Below are 15,432 nucleotides of genomic sequence, written 5' to 3' on the forward strand. Positions count from 1 at the left end.
GTAGAATCCCCACGTGGCAGGACGGATCAACGACGAGGACGTGAAGGCGGTACGGGACGCGGTCCCGATCGACGCCGTCGTGTCCGAGTACCTCCAGCTGCGCAACGCGGGCGGCGGCAACCTCAAGGGGCTGTGCCCGTTCCACGACGAGAAGTCGCCGTCCTTCCAGGTCAGCCCGAGCAAGGGACTCTTCCACTGCTTCGGCTGCCAGGAGGGCGGCGACACCATCACGTTCGTGATGAAGATCGACCACCTCACCTTCTCGGAGGCGGTCGAGCGCCTGGCCGGCCAGGCCGGCATCACCCTGCGCTACGAGGAGGGCGGGTACAACCCCTCCCACCAGCGCGGCGAACGCATCCGCCTGGTCGAGGCCCACAAGATCGCCGCCGACTGGTACGCGGAACAGCTCGCCGCCGGCCCCGAGGCCGAGACCGGCCGGGTCTTCCTCGCCGAGCGCGGCTTCGACCAGGCCGCAGCCGTCCACTTCGGCGTCGGCTACAGCCCGCAGGGCTGGGACCACCTCACCCGCTACCTGCGCGGCAAGGGCTTCAGCGACAAGGAGCTGCTGCTCTCCGGGCTCGCCCAGGAGGGCCGCCGCGGCCCCATCGACCGCTTCCGCGGCCGGCTGATGTGGCCCATCCGCGACATCGGCGGCGACGTCGTCGGCTTCGGCGCCCGCAAGCTGTACGAGGCGGACAACGGCCCGAAGTACCTCAACACGCCCGACACGGCGATCTACAAGAAGTCCCAGGTGCTGTACGGCATCGACCTCGCGAAGAAGGACATCGCCAAGGCCTCCCGCGCGGTCGTGGTCGAGGGCTACACCGACGTCATGGCCTGCCACCTCGCGGGCGTCACCACCGCCATCGCGACCTGCGGCACGGCCTTCGGCGGCGACCACATCAAGATCCTCCGCCGGCTCCTCATGGACAACGGCTCGGCGCGCGTCATCTTCACCTTCGACGGCGACGCGGCCGGCCAGAAGGCGGCCCTGCGCGCCTTCGAGGACGACCAGAAGTTCGCCGCCGAGACCTACATCGCGATCGCCCCGGACGGCATGGACCCCTGCGAGCTGCGCCTCGCCAAGGGCGACGACGCGGTCGCCGACCTGGTCGAACCCCGCACCCCGCTCTTCGAGTTCGCCCTCCGCCAGATCGTGAGCCGCTACGACCTGGACACCCCGGCCGGGCGCGCCGCCGCGCTGGACGAGGCCGCCCCGGTCGTCGCCCGCATCAAGAACAGCGGCGCCCAGCACGAGGTCGCCGTGCAGCTCGCCGGCATGCTCGGCATCCTCGACACGCAGTTCGTCGTCAAGCGCGTGGCGCAGCTGGCCCGCTGGGCCCGCGACCGCGGCGGCAAGGGCCCGGCCCCGGACCGCCGGGGCCCGTCCCGGACGTACGAGGCGGCCCCCCGCGCCGCCGCCCCGGGACCGGCCCTCAACCTCCGCAACCCGGTCTACGCCACCGAGCGCGAGCTGCTCAAACTCGCCCTCCAGCGCCCCGAACTGGTGTCCCCGGCCTTCGACGCGTACGGCGTCGACGAGTTCACCGCCGCCCCGTACGCGGCCGTGCGCCAGGCCATCATGGACGCGGGCGGCGCCGAGCACGGCGTCGCGGACCCGCAGGGCTATCTGGTGCGGGTCCGCGAGGCCGCCCCCGACGACACCGTCCGCGCCATGGTCACCGAGCTGGCCGTCGAGGCGATCATGCTGCACCGCGGCGTGAAGGAGGTCGACGAGGTGTACGCGGGCGCCCAGCTGGTCACCGTCCGCCGCCGGGCCGTCGAGCGCCGCATCCGCGACATCACCGGCCGCCTCACCCGCCTCGGCACCCACGCCGACCCGGCCGAACTGGCCGCCGTACAGAACGAACTGTGGGTCCTCCAGCAGTACGACCAGACCCTGCGCGAGCACGGCGCCGCCGCGCTCTGACCCGACCCGCGGTCTCAGCCACGCGTGTCCGCGAACGCCGGCGTGACGGCCCGGACCAGCCGGTCCGCGAACTCCCGCTCGGCGTGCGCGAAGCGCGGGTACTCGGTGACGAAGTGGTTCCACTCCACGTACCCGACGGCCTCCACGACGTCCTCCAGCAGGATCTCGTGCCGGCCGTACGGCCACTCGCCGGACAGCCGGAACACGTCGTGCAGCAGCTCCCGGCGCAGCCCGAACCGCTCGGCCAGCAGCACCGCGTCGTACAGGTCCTTGCCCTGCCCGTGCGCGTCGTTGATCAGCCACATCAGCTTCCACGCCAGCGACAGCGCGGGCGACGCCGCATGCACGACCGCGCCGCCCGGCAGTTCCACCGGCTCCGGCTCCTCGGGCAGCCGCTCACTGAACACGAAGTCCAGCTGCACGTGCCCGCCGGGCAGCCCCCGCGCGCCCCACGGCAGCACCATGCGCCGGCCCGGCACCCGGTCGTACGTCCAGATGTCCTCGACGATCGCGCCCCGCGCGGACACCCCGACCTCCCGGCCGCGCGCCTCGGCCAGCGCCTGCGCCGCGTCCGCGACCGAGGCCAGCATCCGCTGCGTGCGCCCGTCGTCGATCCGCCAGGTGTGCGGGACGACGACGAAGTCCAGGTCGCCCGGCTCGCGCGCGTCGTCCCCGAACCACGCCGACATCAGCACACTGCCGCGCAGCACCAGCGCGTCCGCCCACGGCGAACCGGCGATCGCCGCGAGCACCAGGTCCAGGGCCTCGCGCCGGGCCGCCCGCCAGGCGTCGCCGCGCTCCGGGTCCGCGAACCGCGGGTCGGTCGCCCGGAAGGCGTTGCTGTAGTGCTTCAACGCGGGCTCGAACACGGGCCGTTGCTCCACGCCGTCGCCCGGCACGTACACCAGCGACTTCGGCCACGACCCGTCCCGCAGTCCCACCTGGCTCATCGAACCACCCCCAACGGCTCCTGGAGCCATCCGTCGTCCACCGATTCGTCGCTGTCGTGGAGCACGAACTCCCGCTCCACCGACAGCACGTCGCACCCGTCCAGCTCGCGCAGCAGCGCGTCCAGGGCCCGGCCCGCGCCGTCCGCGTCCACGCCACGGCAGCGCTGCGTCACGAACCGCTCGTGCCGCGCCCCGTCCCGTACCCGCCGGGCGTTCCACGACAGATGCGCGCCGTGCGGCCCGACCCGTGCCGCGAGCGCCGCCAGGTCCGAGTCCGGGCCGAGCAGCAGCTTCACGTGGTGCTCGAAGTAGCGCCCGTCGTCGCACGGCGCCCGCGGCACCTCCGGCGCCCACGGCGACGACTCGGTCTTCACCCGCACCGGTTCGAAGCCGTCCGCGCGCAGCCGCTCCGCCACCTCACGGGCCCGCGCCGACTCGGCGGCGTACGACGGCGAACCGGACAGCGTGAGCATCGGCTGGTCGCGCATCCGGCCCCGGGCGAGCACGATGTGCGTCAGCTTCAGACCGGCCGCGTCCGCCCAGGCCCGCAGCCGTTCGACGTCGCCGGGCGCGGCGCAGTGAACGGTCACATGGGATTCGTACAGAGATCCGGACACGCACGGATCGTGCCAGATCAGGTCCGCACCGGGCATCCGGGTTTCCCGGCCGGGTAACCGCACGGTCACGCACCGGACTCAAAAAGTGCTCGCAAGCCCCTCGTGGCAGCTGTGTGTCGTACTCCACACTGGGTCCGGTGCCTGAGTCCTCGGAGCGCGGCCGGTCCGTCCCCCACGGGTCCGACACCCCCGCGGTTCCGCTCATCGCGTACGGGACGGACAGCGGCGAGGCCGCCGACTCCGCCCCCGAAGTACCGCTGCCGCCCTCCCTGGCAGCGATCATCCTGGAGGTCGCCCCCGTGCAGACCCAGACCCTGACCCAGACCGACACCGCGAGCGCCCTCGGCGCGGAGGAACCCGACGCGGAGCCGGAGACCCTCGCGGCCGTGCCGGCGCAGAGCCGCGCCGCACTCCACCCCGAGACGGCCGAACCCCCCTCGCCCACCCGGCCCGAGACCGGCGGACCCTCGTCGGACCTGTTCCGCCAGTACCTCCGCGAGATCGGCCGCATCCCGCTGCTCACCGCCGCCGAGGAGGTCGAACTCGCCCGCCGCGTGGAGGCCGGCCTGTTCGCCGAGGAGCGGCTCCGGCTCGCCGTCGACCTGGACAGTCAACTCGCCGTCGACCTGGACAGGCTGGTCGTCATGGGCCGCATGGCCAAGCGCCGCCTGATCGAGGCCAACCTGCGTCTCGTGGTCTCCGTCGCCAAGCGGTACGTCGGCCGCGGCCTGACCATGCTCGACCTGGTCCAGGAGGGCAACCTGGGCCTGATCAGGGCCGTCGAGAAGTTCGACTACGCCCGCGGCTACAAGTTCTCCACCTACGCGACGTGGTGGATCCGGCAGGCCATGTCCCGCGCCCTCGCCGACCAGGCCCGCACCATCCGCGTCCCCGTGCACGTCGTCGAACTCATCAACCGCGTCGTCCGCGTCCAGCGCCGCATGCTCCAGGAACGCGGCTACGAACCCACCCCGGAAGAGGTCGCGGCCCACCTCGACCTGCCCCCGGAGCGCGTCGGCGAGGTCCTCCGCCTCGCCCAGGAACCCGTGTCGCTGCACGCGCCGGTGGGCGAGGAGGAGGACGTCGCGCTCGGCGACCTCATCGAGGACGGCGACGCGACCAGCCCGGTGGAGTCGGCCGCGTTCCTGCTGCTGCGCCAGCACCTGGACGCGGTGCTGTCGACCCTGGGCGAACGCGAACGCAAGGTCGTCCAGCTCCGCTACGGCCTGGCCGACGGCCGCCCCCGCACTCTGGAGGAGATAGGCCGCCTCTTCGGCGTTACCAGGGAACGCATCCGCCAGATCGAGTCCAAGACCCTGAACAAACTCCGCGACCACGCCTACGCGGACCAGCTCAGGGGCTACCTGGACTGAAACGCCTCAGTCCACCTCCGCCACCGCCTCCGCGAACTGCGCCTCGTACAGCCGCGCATACGCCCCACCGGCCGCCAACAGCTCGGCGTGCGACCCCTGTTCGACGATCGCCCCGTCCTCCATCACCAGGATCGTGTCCGCGTCCCGGATCGTCGACAGGCGGTGCGCGATCACGAACGACGTCCGCCCGTGCGCGAGTTTCGCCATCGCCTTCTGGATCAGCACCTCGGTCCGCGTGTCCACGGAACTCGTCGCCTCGTCCAGCACCAGGATCACCGGATCCGACAGGAACGCCCGCGCGATCGTGATGAGCTGCTTCTCGCCCGCGCTGACCCCCGCCCCCTCGTCGTCGATCACCGTGTCGTACCCGTCGGGCAGCGTCCGCACGAACCGGTCCGCGTGCGCCGCCCGCGCCGCCTCCTCGATCTCCCCGCGCGTGACCTCGCGCGCGGCGCCGTACGCGATGTTCTCCGCGATCGTGCCGCCGAACAGCCAGGTGTCCTGGAGCACCATGCCGATCCCGGCGCGCAGGTCGTCCCGGGACATCCGCGCGATGTCGACGCCGTCGAGCGTGATGCGCCCGCCGGACACCTCGTAGAACCGCATGAGCAGATTGACCAGCGTGGTCTTGCCCGCGCCGGTCGGCCCGACGATGGCCACGGTCTGCCCCGGCTCCACCGTCAGCGTCAGGTCCTCGATCAGCGGCTTGTCCGGGTCGTACCGGAACGACACGTGCTCCAGCGCCACCCGCCCGCGCAGCTCCGCCGGCTTCTCGGCCGGCACCGGGTCGGCCGACTGCTCGTCCGCGTCGAGCACCTCGAAGACCCGCTCCGCCGACGCCACGCCCGACTGCACCAGGTTCGCCATCGACGCGACCTGCGTCAGCGGCATCGAGAACTGCCGCGAGTACTGGATGAAGGCCTGCACGTCACCGATGGACAGCGCGCCCGAGGCGACCCGCAGCCCGCCGACGACCGCGACGAGCACATAGTTGAGGTTCGACACGAACATCATCAGCGGCTGCATGATGCCGCTGTTGAACTGCGCCCGGAATCCGGCCTCGTACAGCGCCTCGTTCTGCTCGGCGAACTGCCGCGCCGACTCGTCCTGCCGCCCGAACACCTTCACCAGCGTGTGCCCGGTGTACATCTCCTCGATGTGCGCGTTCAGCTTGCCCGTGGAGCGCCACTGCTGCACGAAGTGCGGCTGCGACCGCTTGCCGACGCGCGTGGCGACGACGAACGACAGCGGCACGGTCACCAGCGCGACCAGCGCCAGGATCCAGGAGACGTAGAACATCATGGCGAGCACGCCGATGATCGTCAGCACCGAGTTGATGAGCTGCCCCATCGACTGCTGGAGCGTCTGCCCGATGTTGTCGATGTCGTTCGTGGCCCGGCTGAGCACCTCGCCGCGCTGCCGCTTGTCGAAGTACGACAGCGGCAGCCGCGACAGCTTCGTCTGCACGTCCTCGCGCAGCCGGAACATCGTGCGGTTCACGGCCCGGTTCACCAGCCGCGTCGCCACGGCCATCAGCAGACCGGCGGCGAGGAACACGCCCAGCGCGGTCAGCAGGACGTTGCCGACGGCCGTGAAGTCGATGCCCTCGCCGGGCGTGAAGTCGGTGCTGCGCAGCATGTCGGCGACCTCGCCGTCCCCGCGCTCCCGCATCCCGTCGAGGACCTGCTCCTTGCTCGCCCCGGCCGGCATCTCGCGGCCGACGATGCCCGCGAACACCAGGTCGGTCGCCCGGCCGAGGATCTTCGGCCCGACCACGCTGAGCGCGACGCTCACGACCACGCACACCAGCAGCAGCCAGATCGTCGCCCGCTCCGGCCTGAAGTGGGAGACGAGCCGCCGGCCCGACTCCTTGAAGTTCATCGAGCGCTGATCGGGGCCGCCCCCGGCCATCATCCGCCCCATCGGCCCGGCCATCAGGCAGCCTCCGCTTCCGTCAGCTGGGAGAGCACGATCTCCCGGTAGGTCTCGTTGTCCGCCATCAGCTCGTGGTGCCGGCCCGTGCCGACGACCCGGCCCTCGTCCAGGACGACGATCCGGTCCGCGTCCCGGATGGTCGCCACCCGCTGGGCGACGATGACGACGGTCGCCTCCGCGGTCTCCCGCGCGAGCGCCGCGCGCAGGGCCGCGTCCGTGGCGTAGTCGAGGGCGGAGAAGGAGTCGTCGAAGAGGTAGATCTCCGGGCGCTGCACCAGGGTGCGGGCGATCGCGAGACGCTGGCGCTGACCGCCGGACACGTTCGTCCCGCCCTGCGCGATCGGCGCGTCGAGCCCGCCCTCCAGCCGCTCCACGAAGTCCTTGGCCTGCGCCACCTCCAGCGCGTGCCACAGCTCCTCGTCCGTCGCGTCCGGGTTGCCGTACCGCAGGTTGGTCGCGACGGTGCCCGCGAACAGGTACGGCTTCTGCGGCACCAGGCCCACCGTCCGCGCCAGCAGCCTCGGCTCGATCGTCCCCACGTCCACCCCGTCGACGAGCACCTCGCCGTCGGTCGCGTCGAACAGCCGCGGCACCAGCCCCAGCAGCGTCGACTTGCCGCTGCCGGTCGAGCCGATGACGGCGGTCGTCTCGCCGGGCCGCGCCACCAGGTCGATGTTCCTCAGCACCGGCTCCTCGGCCCCCGGGTAGCGGAAGCCCGCCCCGCGGATCTCCAGATGGCCGTGCCGGCGCAGCTCCGTGACGGGCGCGGACGGCGGCACCACGCTCGACGAGGTGTCCAGCACCTCCTGCACGCGCTCGGCGCACACCTCCGCACGCGGCACCATCATGAACATGAAGGTGGCCATCATCACGGACATCACGATCTGCATCAGATAGGCCAGGAACGCCGTCAGATCACCGATCTGCATGCCGCCGCTGTCGATCCGGTGGGCGCCGAACCACACCACGGCGACGGACGACAGGTTCACCACCGTCATCACCACCGGGAACATCAGCGCGAGCAGGTTCCCGGTGCCCAGCGACATCTCCGTCAGCTCGGTGTTGGCCCTCCGGAAGCGCTGCTCCTCGTACGCGTCCCGCACGAACGCGCGGATCACGCGGTTGCCGGTGATCTGCTCGCGCAGCACCCGGTTCACCGTGTCCAGCCGCTCCTGCATCGCCCGGAACAGCGGACGCAGCCGCCGCACGATCAGCGTCACGCAGACGCCCAGCACGGGCACCACCGCCACCAGCACCCCGGACAGCGGCACGTCAAGGCCCAGCGCCAGCACGATGCCGCCGACGCACATGATCGGCGCCGACACCATCAGCGTGAACGTCATCAGCGTCAGCATCTGGATCTGCTGCACGTCGTTCGTCGTACGGGTGATCAGCGAGGGCGCCCCGAAGTGACCGACCTCACGGGCGGAGAACGACTGCACCCGGTCGAAGACGGCCGCCCGCAGGTCCCGGCCGACCGCGGCGGCCGTACGGGCGCCGTAGTACACGGCCCCGATGTTGCACACCACCTGCGCCAGCGAGATCCCGATCATGAGGGCGCCGCGGCCGATGATGTAGCCGGTGTCGCCCTCGACGACACCGTTGTCGATGATGTCCGCGTTGAGCGTGGGCAGGTAGAGGGTGGCGCAGGTCTGCAGGAACTGCAGCACCACCAGGACAGCGATGTGTTGTCGGTACGGCCTGAGGCAGGCCCGCAGGAGTCGTATGAGCACGCGTGGTCTCTCGGAGTCGGCGAGGAAGGGGCCGGATGGTTGCCCCTGGCCCCTATCGTCCGGCATTCCCCCCGCGTTACCTCAACCGATTAACCCAACGGGCGGGTCACGAGAGGTGACGGGCCCGCCCGTCCGGACGCCGCGGGCTCCGCCTATCCGAAGGCCGCCGGATGCGTCTGCTCCCGCACCGACACGAACTGCTGGCGCACCGCCTGCCCCACCGCCAGCTCCTCGCCCGGCTCCAGAACCTGCGCCACCGCGCCCTGCCAGACCGGCGGGGTACGCGGGTCGAGGGCGCCCTGCGAGACGCCGAGCGCCCAGGCCGCCTGCCGGGCCGCGCCGATCGCCGCGTAGTCGGCGGGCTGCGGCACCACGACCTGCGCCCCGAACAGCGACGGCGCCGCCGCCTGCACCGCGGGCAGCTCGGCCGCCGCGCCCAGCAGGAACACCCGCCGCACCTCCACGCCCCGGCCGCGCAGCACGTCCAGCGCGTCCGCGAGACCGCACAGCATCCCCTCGAACGCCGCCCGCGCCAGGTGCTCCGGCCGCATCGACTCGCGCCGGAGCCCGGTCAGCGTGCCCGCGGTGTGCGGCAGGTTCGGGGTCCGCTCGCCCTCCAGATACGGCAGCAGCACCAGCCCGTGCGCGCCCGGCGTCGACTTCATCGCCAGCTCGGACAGGCTCTCCAGATCGGGCACCCCGAGCATCTCGGCGGCGCCCCGCAGGGTCCGTACGGCGTTCAGGGTGGTGACGACCGGCAGGTGCATGCCGGTCGCGTCCGCGAGGGCGGTGATCATCCCGCGCTGGTCGACGAGCGCCTCCGGGTGCACGGCCATCACCGACCCGGACGCCCCGAGCGACACCACGGCGTCCCCGAGCCCGATGCCAAGGCCGAAGGCGGCGGCCTGCGTCTCACCCGTGCCCGCGGAGATCAGCAGCCCTTCCGGCGTCGTACCGGCCGCGTCGGCGGGCCCGATCACCTCGGGCAGCATGACCTGGTGCCCGAGCGCCAGCTCGACCAGATCGGGCCGGTAGGCGCCGGTCGCCGCCGACCAGTAGCCGGTGCCGGAGGCGCCGCCGCGGTCCGTGGTCCGCCGCACCGGCCGCCCGAGCAACTGCCACACCAGCCAGTCGTGCGCCTGCAGCAGCACGGCCGTGCGCAGCGCGTTGTCGGGTTCGGTCCGCGCCAGCCAGCGCAGCTTGGTCACCGGCTGCGGGGCCTGCGGCACACAGCCCACCGCCTGCGCCCACGCCTCGCGCCCGCCGAGCGCGTCGACCAGATCGGCCGCGGCGACCTGCGTGCGCTTGTCACCGCCGACCATCGCCGGCCGCACGGTGTTGCCCTGCGCGTCGAGCGGCACGACGGCGTTCGCCTGCGCGGAGACACCGATGGCCTGCACGCCCTCCAGGAGCCCGCCGCCCGCGGCCTCGCCCAGGGACAGCAGCCAGGCCTGCGGATCGACGTCCGAGGGCCGCCCGCCCTCCGGGCTCTCCAGCGGATGCGGGGCGTACCCCTGCCGGAGCACGGCTCCCGTGTCCGAGTCACAGACCACGATGCGAGTGAAATCGGGCGCACTGTCCAGCCCGGCGACTATCCCCATGTCCGAAATTCTGCCGTACGCCACCCGCGACGCGCGGGGCGCCCGCAACCCCTAGGTGTTGCTGGTGCCCCAGTCGTCCTCGCCGTGGCCGTTCATGCTGCGCTCGCGCAGGGTCCGCACCCGCTGGGCGACGGAGTCCGGCACGCGGTCGCCGACCTTGTCGCTGACCACGTGGTACGCCTTGCCCGCGAACTGCCTGCCCTGCTGGGCGGCGGACTCCGCGGTGTTGCGGACGGCGGGGTTCCGCGCGACCTGGCGCGCGGACTTCACGAGCTGTTCGTAGCGCTCGCGCCCGGCCCTCGTGCCCAGCACGTAGCCCAGGGCGAGTCCGGCGACGAACGTGAGCCGGTAACGCATGGCGGCCACCCTTCCCTTGCACAGGTCTCCGGTACGGCGTCGGCGCCGGGGAGTACCGATTGGCGGAGCACCCCCCTGCTTGCGCTAATGTATGTGTCGCAGCGAGCGCGCGCCCTCTGGCGAATACCCAGGTGGGTGCGTTCGATGCAAAACGAGGCATTCCTCCGTAGCTCAATTGGCAGAGCAGCCGGCTGTTAACCGGCAGGTTACTGGTTCGAGTCCAGTCGGGGGAGCTCGGTCCTCCGTAGCTCAATTGGCAGAGCAGCCGGCTGTTAACCGGCAGGTTACTGGTTCGAGTCCAGTCGGGGGAGCACGCTGAACGAGGACCCCGCCGGGGTCCTTTTTCATGCCCGGTTTCCTGTCCGGTGGAACCGCCCGGGCCTGCGGCGCAGTCCTCTTGACCGTGCGACTTGGGCCACGCGCGGCCAACCGAGGCCATTCGAGGCAGGAGATCGTATGAGCGGCTATGCTGCGGCAGACGGCGCGCACACATGTACGCGACACGCCGCTATGGGGCGGTAGCTCAGCCGGTTAGAGCAGCGGACTCATAATCCGTCGGCCGTGGGTTCGAGTCCCACCCGCCCCACCACGCTACTGGTCCAGAGAATCGTTCTGGCCTGGGCGGACGCCGTCGGGGCGCAGTGCGGCGGCGGTGGCCGCGGCGACGGTGAGCGGGTCGGTGAGCGGCCGGCCGAGCAGGTGGGCGAGGTCGGGGCGGGTGCCGCCGAGGAAACCGTGGCGGACGCTCGTCACGATCGAGGCGAGCATCGGCGGCTGGAACGGCAGCAGCGTCTCGTCGGCGAGGAGTTGGGCCCGGTACTCCCCGAGCCCGATGGTCCGGTGCGCGACGCCGAGGGATGCGGCGACGCCGTCGGCGGTGATCGGTTCGCCGACCAGGTCGTAGGTCCTGCCGGAGTGCGCGGCCGGATCGCCGGCCACGACGGCCGCGGCCGCGGCCAGGTCCGCCCGCGCCACAGCGGCGAGTGCTCCGTCGCCGAACGCCGACTCCACGCCGTCGGCGGCCCAGGTCAGGAGCGCCCCGAAGAGTTCGGCGTAGAGACCGTTGCGCAGGATCGTCCACCCCAGTCCGCTGGCCCTGACCAGCCGCTCGGTGGCCCGATGGGCGAGGGCGAAGCCGAGGTGGTCACCGTCGCCGGTGAGGCTGGTGTACACCACGTGGCTCACGCCGTCGCGCACCGCGGCGTCCAGCACGGCCCGGTGCCGGGCGACGACCCGGTCGTCCTCGGCGTACCCCGCCGAGACGAGGACCAGGGTGGAAACGCCGGTGAGGTCGAGGCTCGCGGGGGCGTCGAAGTCGAGTCGCCGCTGCCCCTCGGCGGGCGATCGAGTGCCGCCCAGAGCGGGCACGTGGCGCTCGGCCAACTCCTTGAGCGTGAGAGAGGCGAGTCGTCCGTTCGCGCCGGTCACCATGATCATGGCGGTTCTGTCTCCTGCCGTGGTTCTCTTCAGTAACTACGGTGAGATCCTCAACCGGTCCGAGTCGGCCCACAAGGAGGCAGTTTCGTGTCAGCGAGGCACACCGAGGTAACCGCTGGACCCGCCGCACTCGAACCCTGTGGACGGCGGGACCATCCCGACTGCGGGATCCGCGACGTCCTCGACCGGGTCGGTGACAAGTGGTCGGTCCTCGTCGTCGTCGAGCTCTCCAACGGCCCGCGGCGCTTCCGGCAGCTTCAGCGCGCCGTCGAGGGGATCTCCCAGCGCATGCTGACCCTCACGGTGCGCCGGCTGGAACGGGACGGTCTGGTCCTTCGGACCGTGTATCCGACGGTGCCGGCCCAGGTCGACTACCGGCTCACCGAGACGGGCGCGAGCCTGACCCACCTCGTCAAGGCACTCGCCGACTGGTCGCTCGACCACCGGGCCCACATCGCCCGCGCCCGCGAGATCTACGACAGCGAGCACCCCGACAACGAGATCCGCTGACCGTACCGCGAAGCGGTCGGCCGCGATCATCTGTCCGGGCGAGGAACCCGGCCCGCCGCCCGGTGGTGCGTGGGAAGGCCCGCAGGAGAGGACGATCGAGCATGACGAACACGATGAGGCGCACGGCGACCGAAGCGGGCCGGCCGGCGCCGCTGACCGCCGGGATACTGCACTACGCCGCCTTCACCACCAGCCCGGCCGGCGGCAACGGAGCCGGAGTCGTCCTCGACGCCTCCGGCCTGGGCGACGACGACATGGCGAGGATCGCCGCCGCGCTCGGCTACTCGGAGTCCGCCTTCGTCACCCCCGGGCCCGACCCGGACGACGCGCGGTCGTTCACGTTGCGGTTCTTCAGTCCCGAGGCGGAGGTGGGTTTCTGCGGCCACGCGACCGTGGCCACCGCGGTCGCGCTCGGCGAGCGTCTCGGCGCGGGGGAGTTCGGTTTCCACACCGCCGCGGGACACGTGCCCGTCTCCGTCCGCGAAGAGGAGGGCGTACTGAAGGCCACGCTCACCAGCGTCGAGCCCCACGTCCTCGACGCCGACCCGGCCGATGTGGCGGAGGTGTTGGCGGCGCTCGGCTGGCAGTCCGGCGAACTCGACGCCGGGCTGCCTCCGAGGATCGCCTTCGCGGGCGTGCGCCACATGGTCCTCGCGTCCGCGACCCGTGAGCGACTGGCCGCTCTGGACTACGACTTCGACCGGCTGCTGCGGTTGATGCGGCGGCTCGACCTGACGACCGTGCAGCTCGTATGGCGGGAATCGGCGACCGTCTTCCACGTCCGCGATCCGTTCCCCGTCGGCGGCGTGGTGGAAGACGCGGCAACGGGCGCCGCCGCCGCGGCATTCGGCGCCTACGCCCGCGAGGTGGGCCTCGTCCCGGCCGACGCGAGGCTCACCCTCCACCAGGGTCACGACATGGGCCGCCCGTCCCTGCTGGCGGTCGACCTGCGGGCCGGCGATCCGCGGGTCCGCGTCACCGGGGCCGCGATCGCGATCCGGCCGGGCGGGGCGGAGGGGGCGTCGTAGACGACGTCGAGGAAGTGCAACTCGGGAGTTGCGCATGGCTCGCTGTTGTGCAACTCTGGGGTTGCGCATTCTTGGAGTCGGCGGACGGCCGAACGGGCAGATGACACGCAAGGGAGCACGCCATGACTGGTGACCGCATCGAGCGCGAGATCGTGATCGAGGCAGCCCCGGAGAAGGTCTGGCCGCTGGTGGCCGAGCCCGGGTTCTGGGCGACCGACGACGACAGCGTCCGAGGCGCGCGGGCCGTCGAGGGCCAGTCCCTGGTGGCCCGGCACTCCGAGCACGGGGACTTCCCGGTGCGCGTGGAGAAGGCCGATCCGCCGAAGTACCTGGCGTACCGGTGGGTGAGCGCGTTCCCCGGCGAGGAACTGCGCGAGGACAACTCCACGCTCGTGGAGTTCATCCTGACGCCCGAGGGCGACGGCACCCGGCTGCGCGTCGTGGAGAGCGGGTTCGCCGCTCTGCCCACGCCCGAGGAGAACCGCCGCAACGTGGTCAAGGACCACACCGCCGGATGGGAGCAGTGCCTCGCCGCCCTCGCCACCCGGGCCGCGTGACCCCTCGTGGTGGATGAGCCTCCCGTCGACCGCGACGTCGTCGACGGCGTGCTGGTCGCCCTGGCCGACCCGACCCGTCGTCAGGTGCTGGACCTGCTCTCCGAGCACGGCCGGGCGACCGCGACCATGCTCGCCGACGGGCTGCCGATCTCGCGTCAGGCGGTGGTCAAGCACCTGGCCGTTCTCGACGCGGCCGGGCTGGTCGGCGGCGTGAAGGTCGGACGTGAGGTGCGGTACACGGTGCGCCCCGAGGCACTGGACGCCACGGCCCGCTGGATGGCCGCCCTCGCCTCCGACTGGGACCGCCGGCTGGCGAGGATCAAGCGCCTCGCGGAGGCGGCGGAGCAGGACGAGCGCCGGCGGTGACGCGCCGCCACTTCGCACGCACCCGAGGAGGAAGACCATGCTGGACACCGCCCCGCTCCGGGACGCCTACCGAGCGCTTCTGAACGCCGCCGCCACCGTGGCCGAAGCCGAAGCCGAGGTCGATGCCGAGGGCACGGGTCCCGCCCCGGCGGCCGGGGAGTGGAACGCCGACCAGATCCTGGCCCACGTCGTCCTCGTCAACGCCGCCACCATCACCGCCGTGTCCTCCGCCGCCGCCGGAGCGACCACGGCGTACGACAACCGCACGGCGCAGGACACCTGGACCCTCGACCGCGTCATCACGCTCGCCGGCGGCGGCGCGGGGCTCCGCGAGCGCGTCCGGATCCAGGCGGACGCGCTGTGCGCCCTCGCCGGACCGATGCTCAGCGAGACCGAACTCGACACCCTGGTACCCACGCTGCTCCTGTCCCACGGCACAGTCCTCGTCGACGGACCCGTGCCCCTGAGGGACCTCGTCACCGGCCTCGCGGAGGTCGAGATCCCCGGTCATACGCACCAACTCCTGGCCCTGCTGCCGAAAAGGGACCGGTGAGTGCTCGGTGGGTTACGCATTGCAGGCGGTCATCGCCGGCGACGAGTTGCTGCGCGTCGCCTCGCGGGAGGTTCCGGCAGCTCAGGTGGTGTCCCTTGGCCAGGGCCTGTCGCTGATGCCGATGACCGATGAGGTCTTTGACGCCGTGGCGAACGGCAGGGGTGGAGGGGAGCTGGGGTTCTGGCGGCTGCCGGAGGGCTTCGGCGCGTTGCTGGCTCGGTGGTCCACCGCGGGGCCGATCGCCTATGTGGAGGCCGAATACTTCGGAGGAGTCGGCGAGCAACGAGCCGCCGTCTGGGCCGGCGGGGCGCTCGCGCTGGGGCCGCTGGATGAGCCGCCGGAGCAGCGGTTCTCGCGGACAGTCAGCCCCGTGTCCCAGGCCCTGCGGCGGCTGGGCGTACGAGGGGGGCCGGGTGTGGACGAGTTCGCCGCCGTCGGGCTGGGCCGGTACCGCAGCAACGAGGACTGGGTGTCCAGCGCCTGAC

General features: G+C 72.0%; 15 protein-coding genes and 3 tRNA genes. 11 read left to right on the top strand and 7 right to left on the bottom strand.

Features of this window, described 5'->3' with window-relative positions:
* The first annotated feature begins 13 nt into the window (after positions 1-13).
* Positions 14-1,930 (top strand): DNA primase, encoded by a 1,917-nt coding sequence (dnaG, locus tag ACZ7D7_RS07760; protein WP_470823042.1) that lies wholly within the window; start codon positions 14-16, stop codon positions 1,928-1,930.
* A 14-nt stretch (positions 1,931-1,944) separates the two neighbouring features.
* Here the strand turns inward: dnaG and ACZ7D7_RS07765 are convergent, their stop codons facing one another.
* Both ACZ7D7_RS07765 and ACZ7D7_RS07770 read right to left on the bottom strand, forming a co-directional pair.
* Positions 1,945-2,880, bottom strand: a complete 936-nt coding sequence (locus tag ACZ7D7_RS07765; RefSeq protein WP_470823043.1) for a nucleotidyl transferase AbiEii/AbiGii toxin family protein — start codon at positions 2,878-2,880, stop codon at positions 1,945-1,947.
* Positions 2,877-3,533 (bottom strand): hypothetical protein, encoded by a 657-nt coding sequence (locus ACZ7D7_RS07770; RefSeq protein ID WP_470823044.1) that lies wholly within the window; start codon positions 3,531-3,533, stop codon positions 2,877-2,879. Before ACZ7D7_RS07770 ends, ACZ7D7_RS07765 begins: the two co-directional genes overlap by 4 nt.
* A 101-nt stretch (positions 3,534-3,634) precedes the next feature.
* Here ACZ7D7_RS07770 and ACZ7D7_RS07775 point away from each other — a divergent pair, with 101 nt between their 5' ends.
* Positions 3,635-4,870, top strand: coding sequence for an RNA polymerase sigma factor (locus ACZ7D7_RS07775; RefSeq protein WP_470823045.1), 1,236 nt, complete (start codon positions 3,635-3,637; stop codon positions 4,868-4,870).
* Between the two features lie 6 nt (positions 4,871-4,876).
* Here the strand turns inward: ACZ7D7_RS07775 and ACZ7D7_RS07780 are convergent, their stop codons facing one another.
* The 4 genes from ACZ7D7_RS07780 to ACZ7D7_RS07795 all read right to left on the bottom strand — a co-directional run bounded on the left by ACZ7D7_RS07780 (position 4,877) and on the right by ACZ7D7_RS07795 (position 10,496).
* Entirely contained in the window at positions 4,877-6,805 is a 1,929-nt protein-coding gene (locus ACZ7D7_RS07780) for an ABC transporter ATP-binding protein (RefSeq protein ID WP_470823046.1), read from the bottom strand.
* Positions 6,805-8,538, bottom strand: a complete 1,734-nt coding sequence (locus tag ACZ7D7_RS07785; protein WP_470823047.1) for an ABC transporter ATP-binding protein — start codon at positions 8,536-8,538, stop codon at positions 6,805-6,807. The genes ACZ7D7_RS07780 and ACZ7D7_RS07785 overlap by 1 nt, the downstream gene beginning before the upstream one ends.
* Positions 8,539-8,690: 152 nt before the next feature.
* On the bottom strand, positions 8,691-10,139 hold the full coding sequence (locus ACZ7D7_RS07790) for a xylulokinase (RefSeq protein WP_470823048.1): 1,449 nt from the start codon (positions 10,137-10,139) through the stop codon (positions 8,691-8,693).
* 51 nt (positions 10,140-10,190) lie between these two features.
* A complete protein-coding gene (locus tag ACZ7D7_RS07795; protein ID WP_470823049.1) occupies positions 10,191-10,496 on the bottom strand; it encodes a YtxH domain-containing protein in 306 nt (101 codons plus the stop codon).
* Positions 10,497-10,656: 160 nt separating this feature from the next.
* Here ACZ7D7_RS07795 and ACZ7D7_RS07800 point away from each other — a divergent pair.
* From ACZ7D7_RS07800 to ACZ7D7_RS07810, 3 genes are all read left to right on the top strand, one after another.
* Positions 10,657-10,729, top strand: a tRNA-Asn gene (locus ACZ7D7_RS07800).
* Between the two features lie 5 nt (positions 10,730-10,734).
* Positions 10,735-10,807 (top strand) — tRNA-Asn (locus ACZ7D7_RS07805).
* 201 nt (positions 10,808-11,008) lie between these two features.
* A tRNA-Ile gene (locus tag ACZ7D7_RS07810) sits at positions 11,009-11,085 on the top strand.
* A 2-nt stretch (positions 11,086-11,087) separates the two neighbouring features.
* On the opposite strand, the gene ACZ7D7_RS07815 is transcribed toward ACZ7D7_RS07810, so the two are convergent.
* Positions 11,088-11,933: an NAD(P)H-binding protein gene (locus tag ACZ7D7_RS07815; RefSeq protein ID WP_470823050.1), complete on the bottom strand. Its 846-nt coding sequence runs from the start codon at positions 11,931-11,933 to the stop codon at positions 11,088-11,090.
* Positions 11,934-12,020: 87 nt separating this feature from the next.
* On the opposite strand from ACZ7D7_RS07815, the gene ACZ7D7_RS07820 reads away from it, so the two are divergent.
* The 6 genes from ACZ7D7_RS07820 (at position 12,021) to ACZ7D7_RS07845 (ending at position 15,431) form a co-directional block, all read left to right on the top strand.
* Positions 12,021-12,443 (top strand): winged helix-turn-helix transcriptional regulator, encoded by a 423-nt coding sequence (locus ACZ7D7_RS07820; protein ID WP_470823051.1) that lies wholly within the window; start codon positions 12,021-12,023, stop codon positions 12,441-12,443.
* A 113-nt stretch (positions 12,444-12,556) separates the two neighbouring features.
* Positions 12,557-13,471 carry a PhzF family phenazine biosynthesis protein gene (locus ACZ7D7_RS07825; RefSeq protein ID WP_470823216.1) on the top strand — a complete coding sequence of 305 codons (915 nt, stop codon included), beginning with the start codon at positions 12,557-12,559 and terminating at the stop codon, positions 13,469-13,471.
* A gap of 122 nt (positions 13,472-13,593) precedes the next feature.
* Positions 13,594-14,028, top strand: a complete 435-nt coding sequence (locus tag ACZ7D7_RS07830) for an SRPBCC domain-containing protein (protein WP_470823052.1) — start codon at positions 13,594-13,596, stop codon at positions 14,026-14,028.
* 9 nt (positions 14,029-14,037) lie between these two features.
* Positions 14,038-14,394, top strand: a complete 357-nt coding sequence (locus ACZ7D7_RS07835) for an ArsR/SmtB family transcription factor (RefSeq protein WP_470823053.1) — start codon at positions 14,038-14,040, stop codon at positions 14,392-14,394.
* A gap of 37 nt (positions 14,395-14,431) precedes the next feature.
* Entirely contained in the window at positions 14,432-14,947 is a 516-nt protein-coding gene (locus ACZ7D7_RS07840; protein ID WP_470823054.1) for a hypothetical protein, read from the top strand.
* Between the two features lie 7 nt (positions 14,948-14,954).
* Positions 14,955-15,431, top strand: a complete 477-nt coding sequence (locus tag ACZ7D7_RS07845) for a hypothetical protein (RefSeq protein WP_470823055.1) — start codon at positions 14,955-14,957, stop codon at positions 15,429-15,431.
* Position 15,432: the final 1 nt, after the last annotated feature.

It is taken from the genome of Streptomyces sp. NPDC037054, assembly GCF_055606745.1.

Excerpts from the sequence above, each read along its gene's own strand:
- ACZ7D7_RS07815 (WP_470823050.1), bottom strand. The coding sequence starts at position 11,933 with ATGATCATGGTGACCGGCGCGAACGGACGACTCGCCTCTCTCACGCTC.
- ACZ7D7_RS07770 (WP_470823044.1), bottom strand. The coding sequence starts at position 3,533 with ATGCCCGGTGCGGACCTGATCTGGCACGATCCGTGCGTGTCCGGATCT.
- ACZ7D7_RS07790 (WP_470823048.1), bottom strand. The coding sequence starts at position 10,139 with ATGGGGATAGTCGCCGGGCTGGACAGTGCGCCCGATTTCACTCGCATC.
- ACZ7D7_RS07840 (WP_470823054.1), top strand. The coding sequence starts at position 14,432 with ATGCTGGACACCGCCCCGCTCCGGGACGCCTACCGAGCGCTTCTGAAC.
- ACZ7D7_RS07830 (WP_470823052.1), top strand. The coding sequence starts at position 13,594 with ATGACTGGTGACCGCATCGAGCGCGAGATCGTGATCGAGGCAGCCCCG.
- ACZ7D7_RS07795 (WP_470823049.1), bottom strand. The coding sequence starts at position 10,496 with ATGCGTTACCGGCTCACGTTCGTCGCCGGACTCGCCCTGGGCTACGTG.
- ACZ7D7_RS07765 (WP_470823043.1), bottom strand. The coding sequence starts at position 2,880 with ATGAGCCAGGTGGGACTGCGGGACGGGTCGTGGCCGAAGTCGCTGGTG.
- ACZ7D7_RS07825 (WP_470823216.1), top strand. The coding sequence starts at position 12,557 with ATGAGGCGCACGGCGACCGAAGCGGGCCGGCCGGCGCCGCTGACCGCC.
- ACZ7D7_RS07780 (WP_470823046.1), bottom strand. The coding sequence starts at position 6,805 with ATGGCCGGGCCGATGGGGCGGATGATGGCCGGGGGCGGCCCCGATCAG.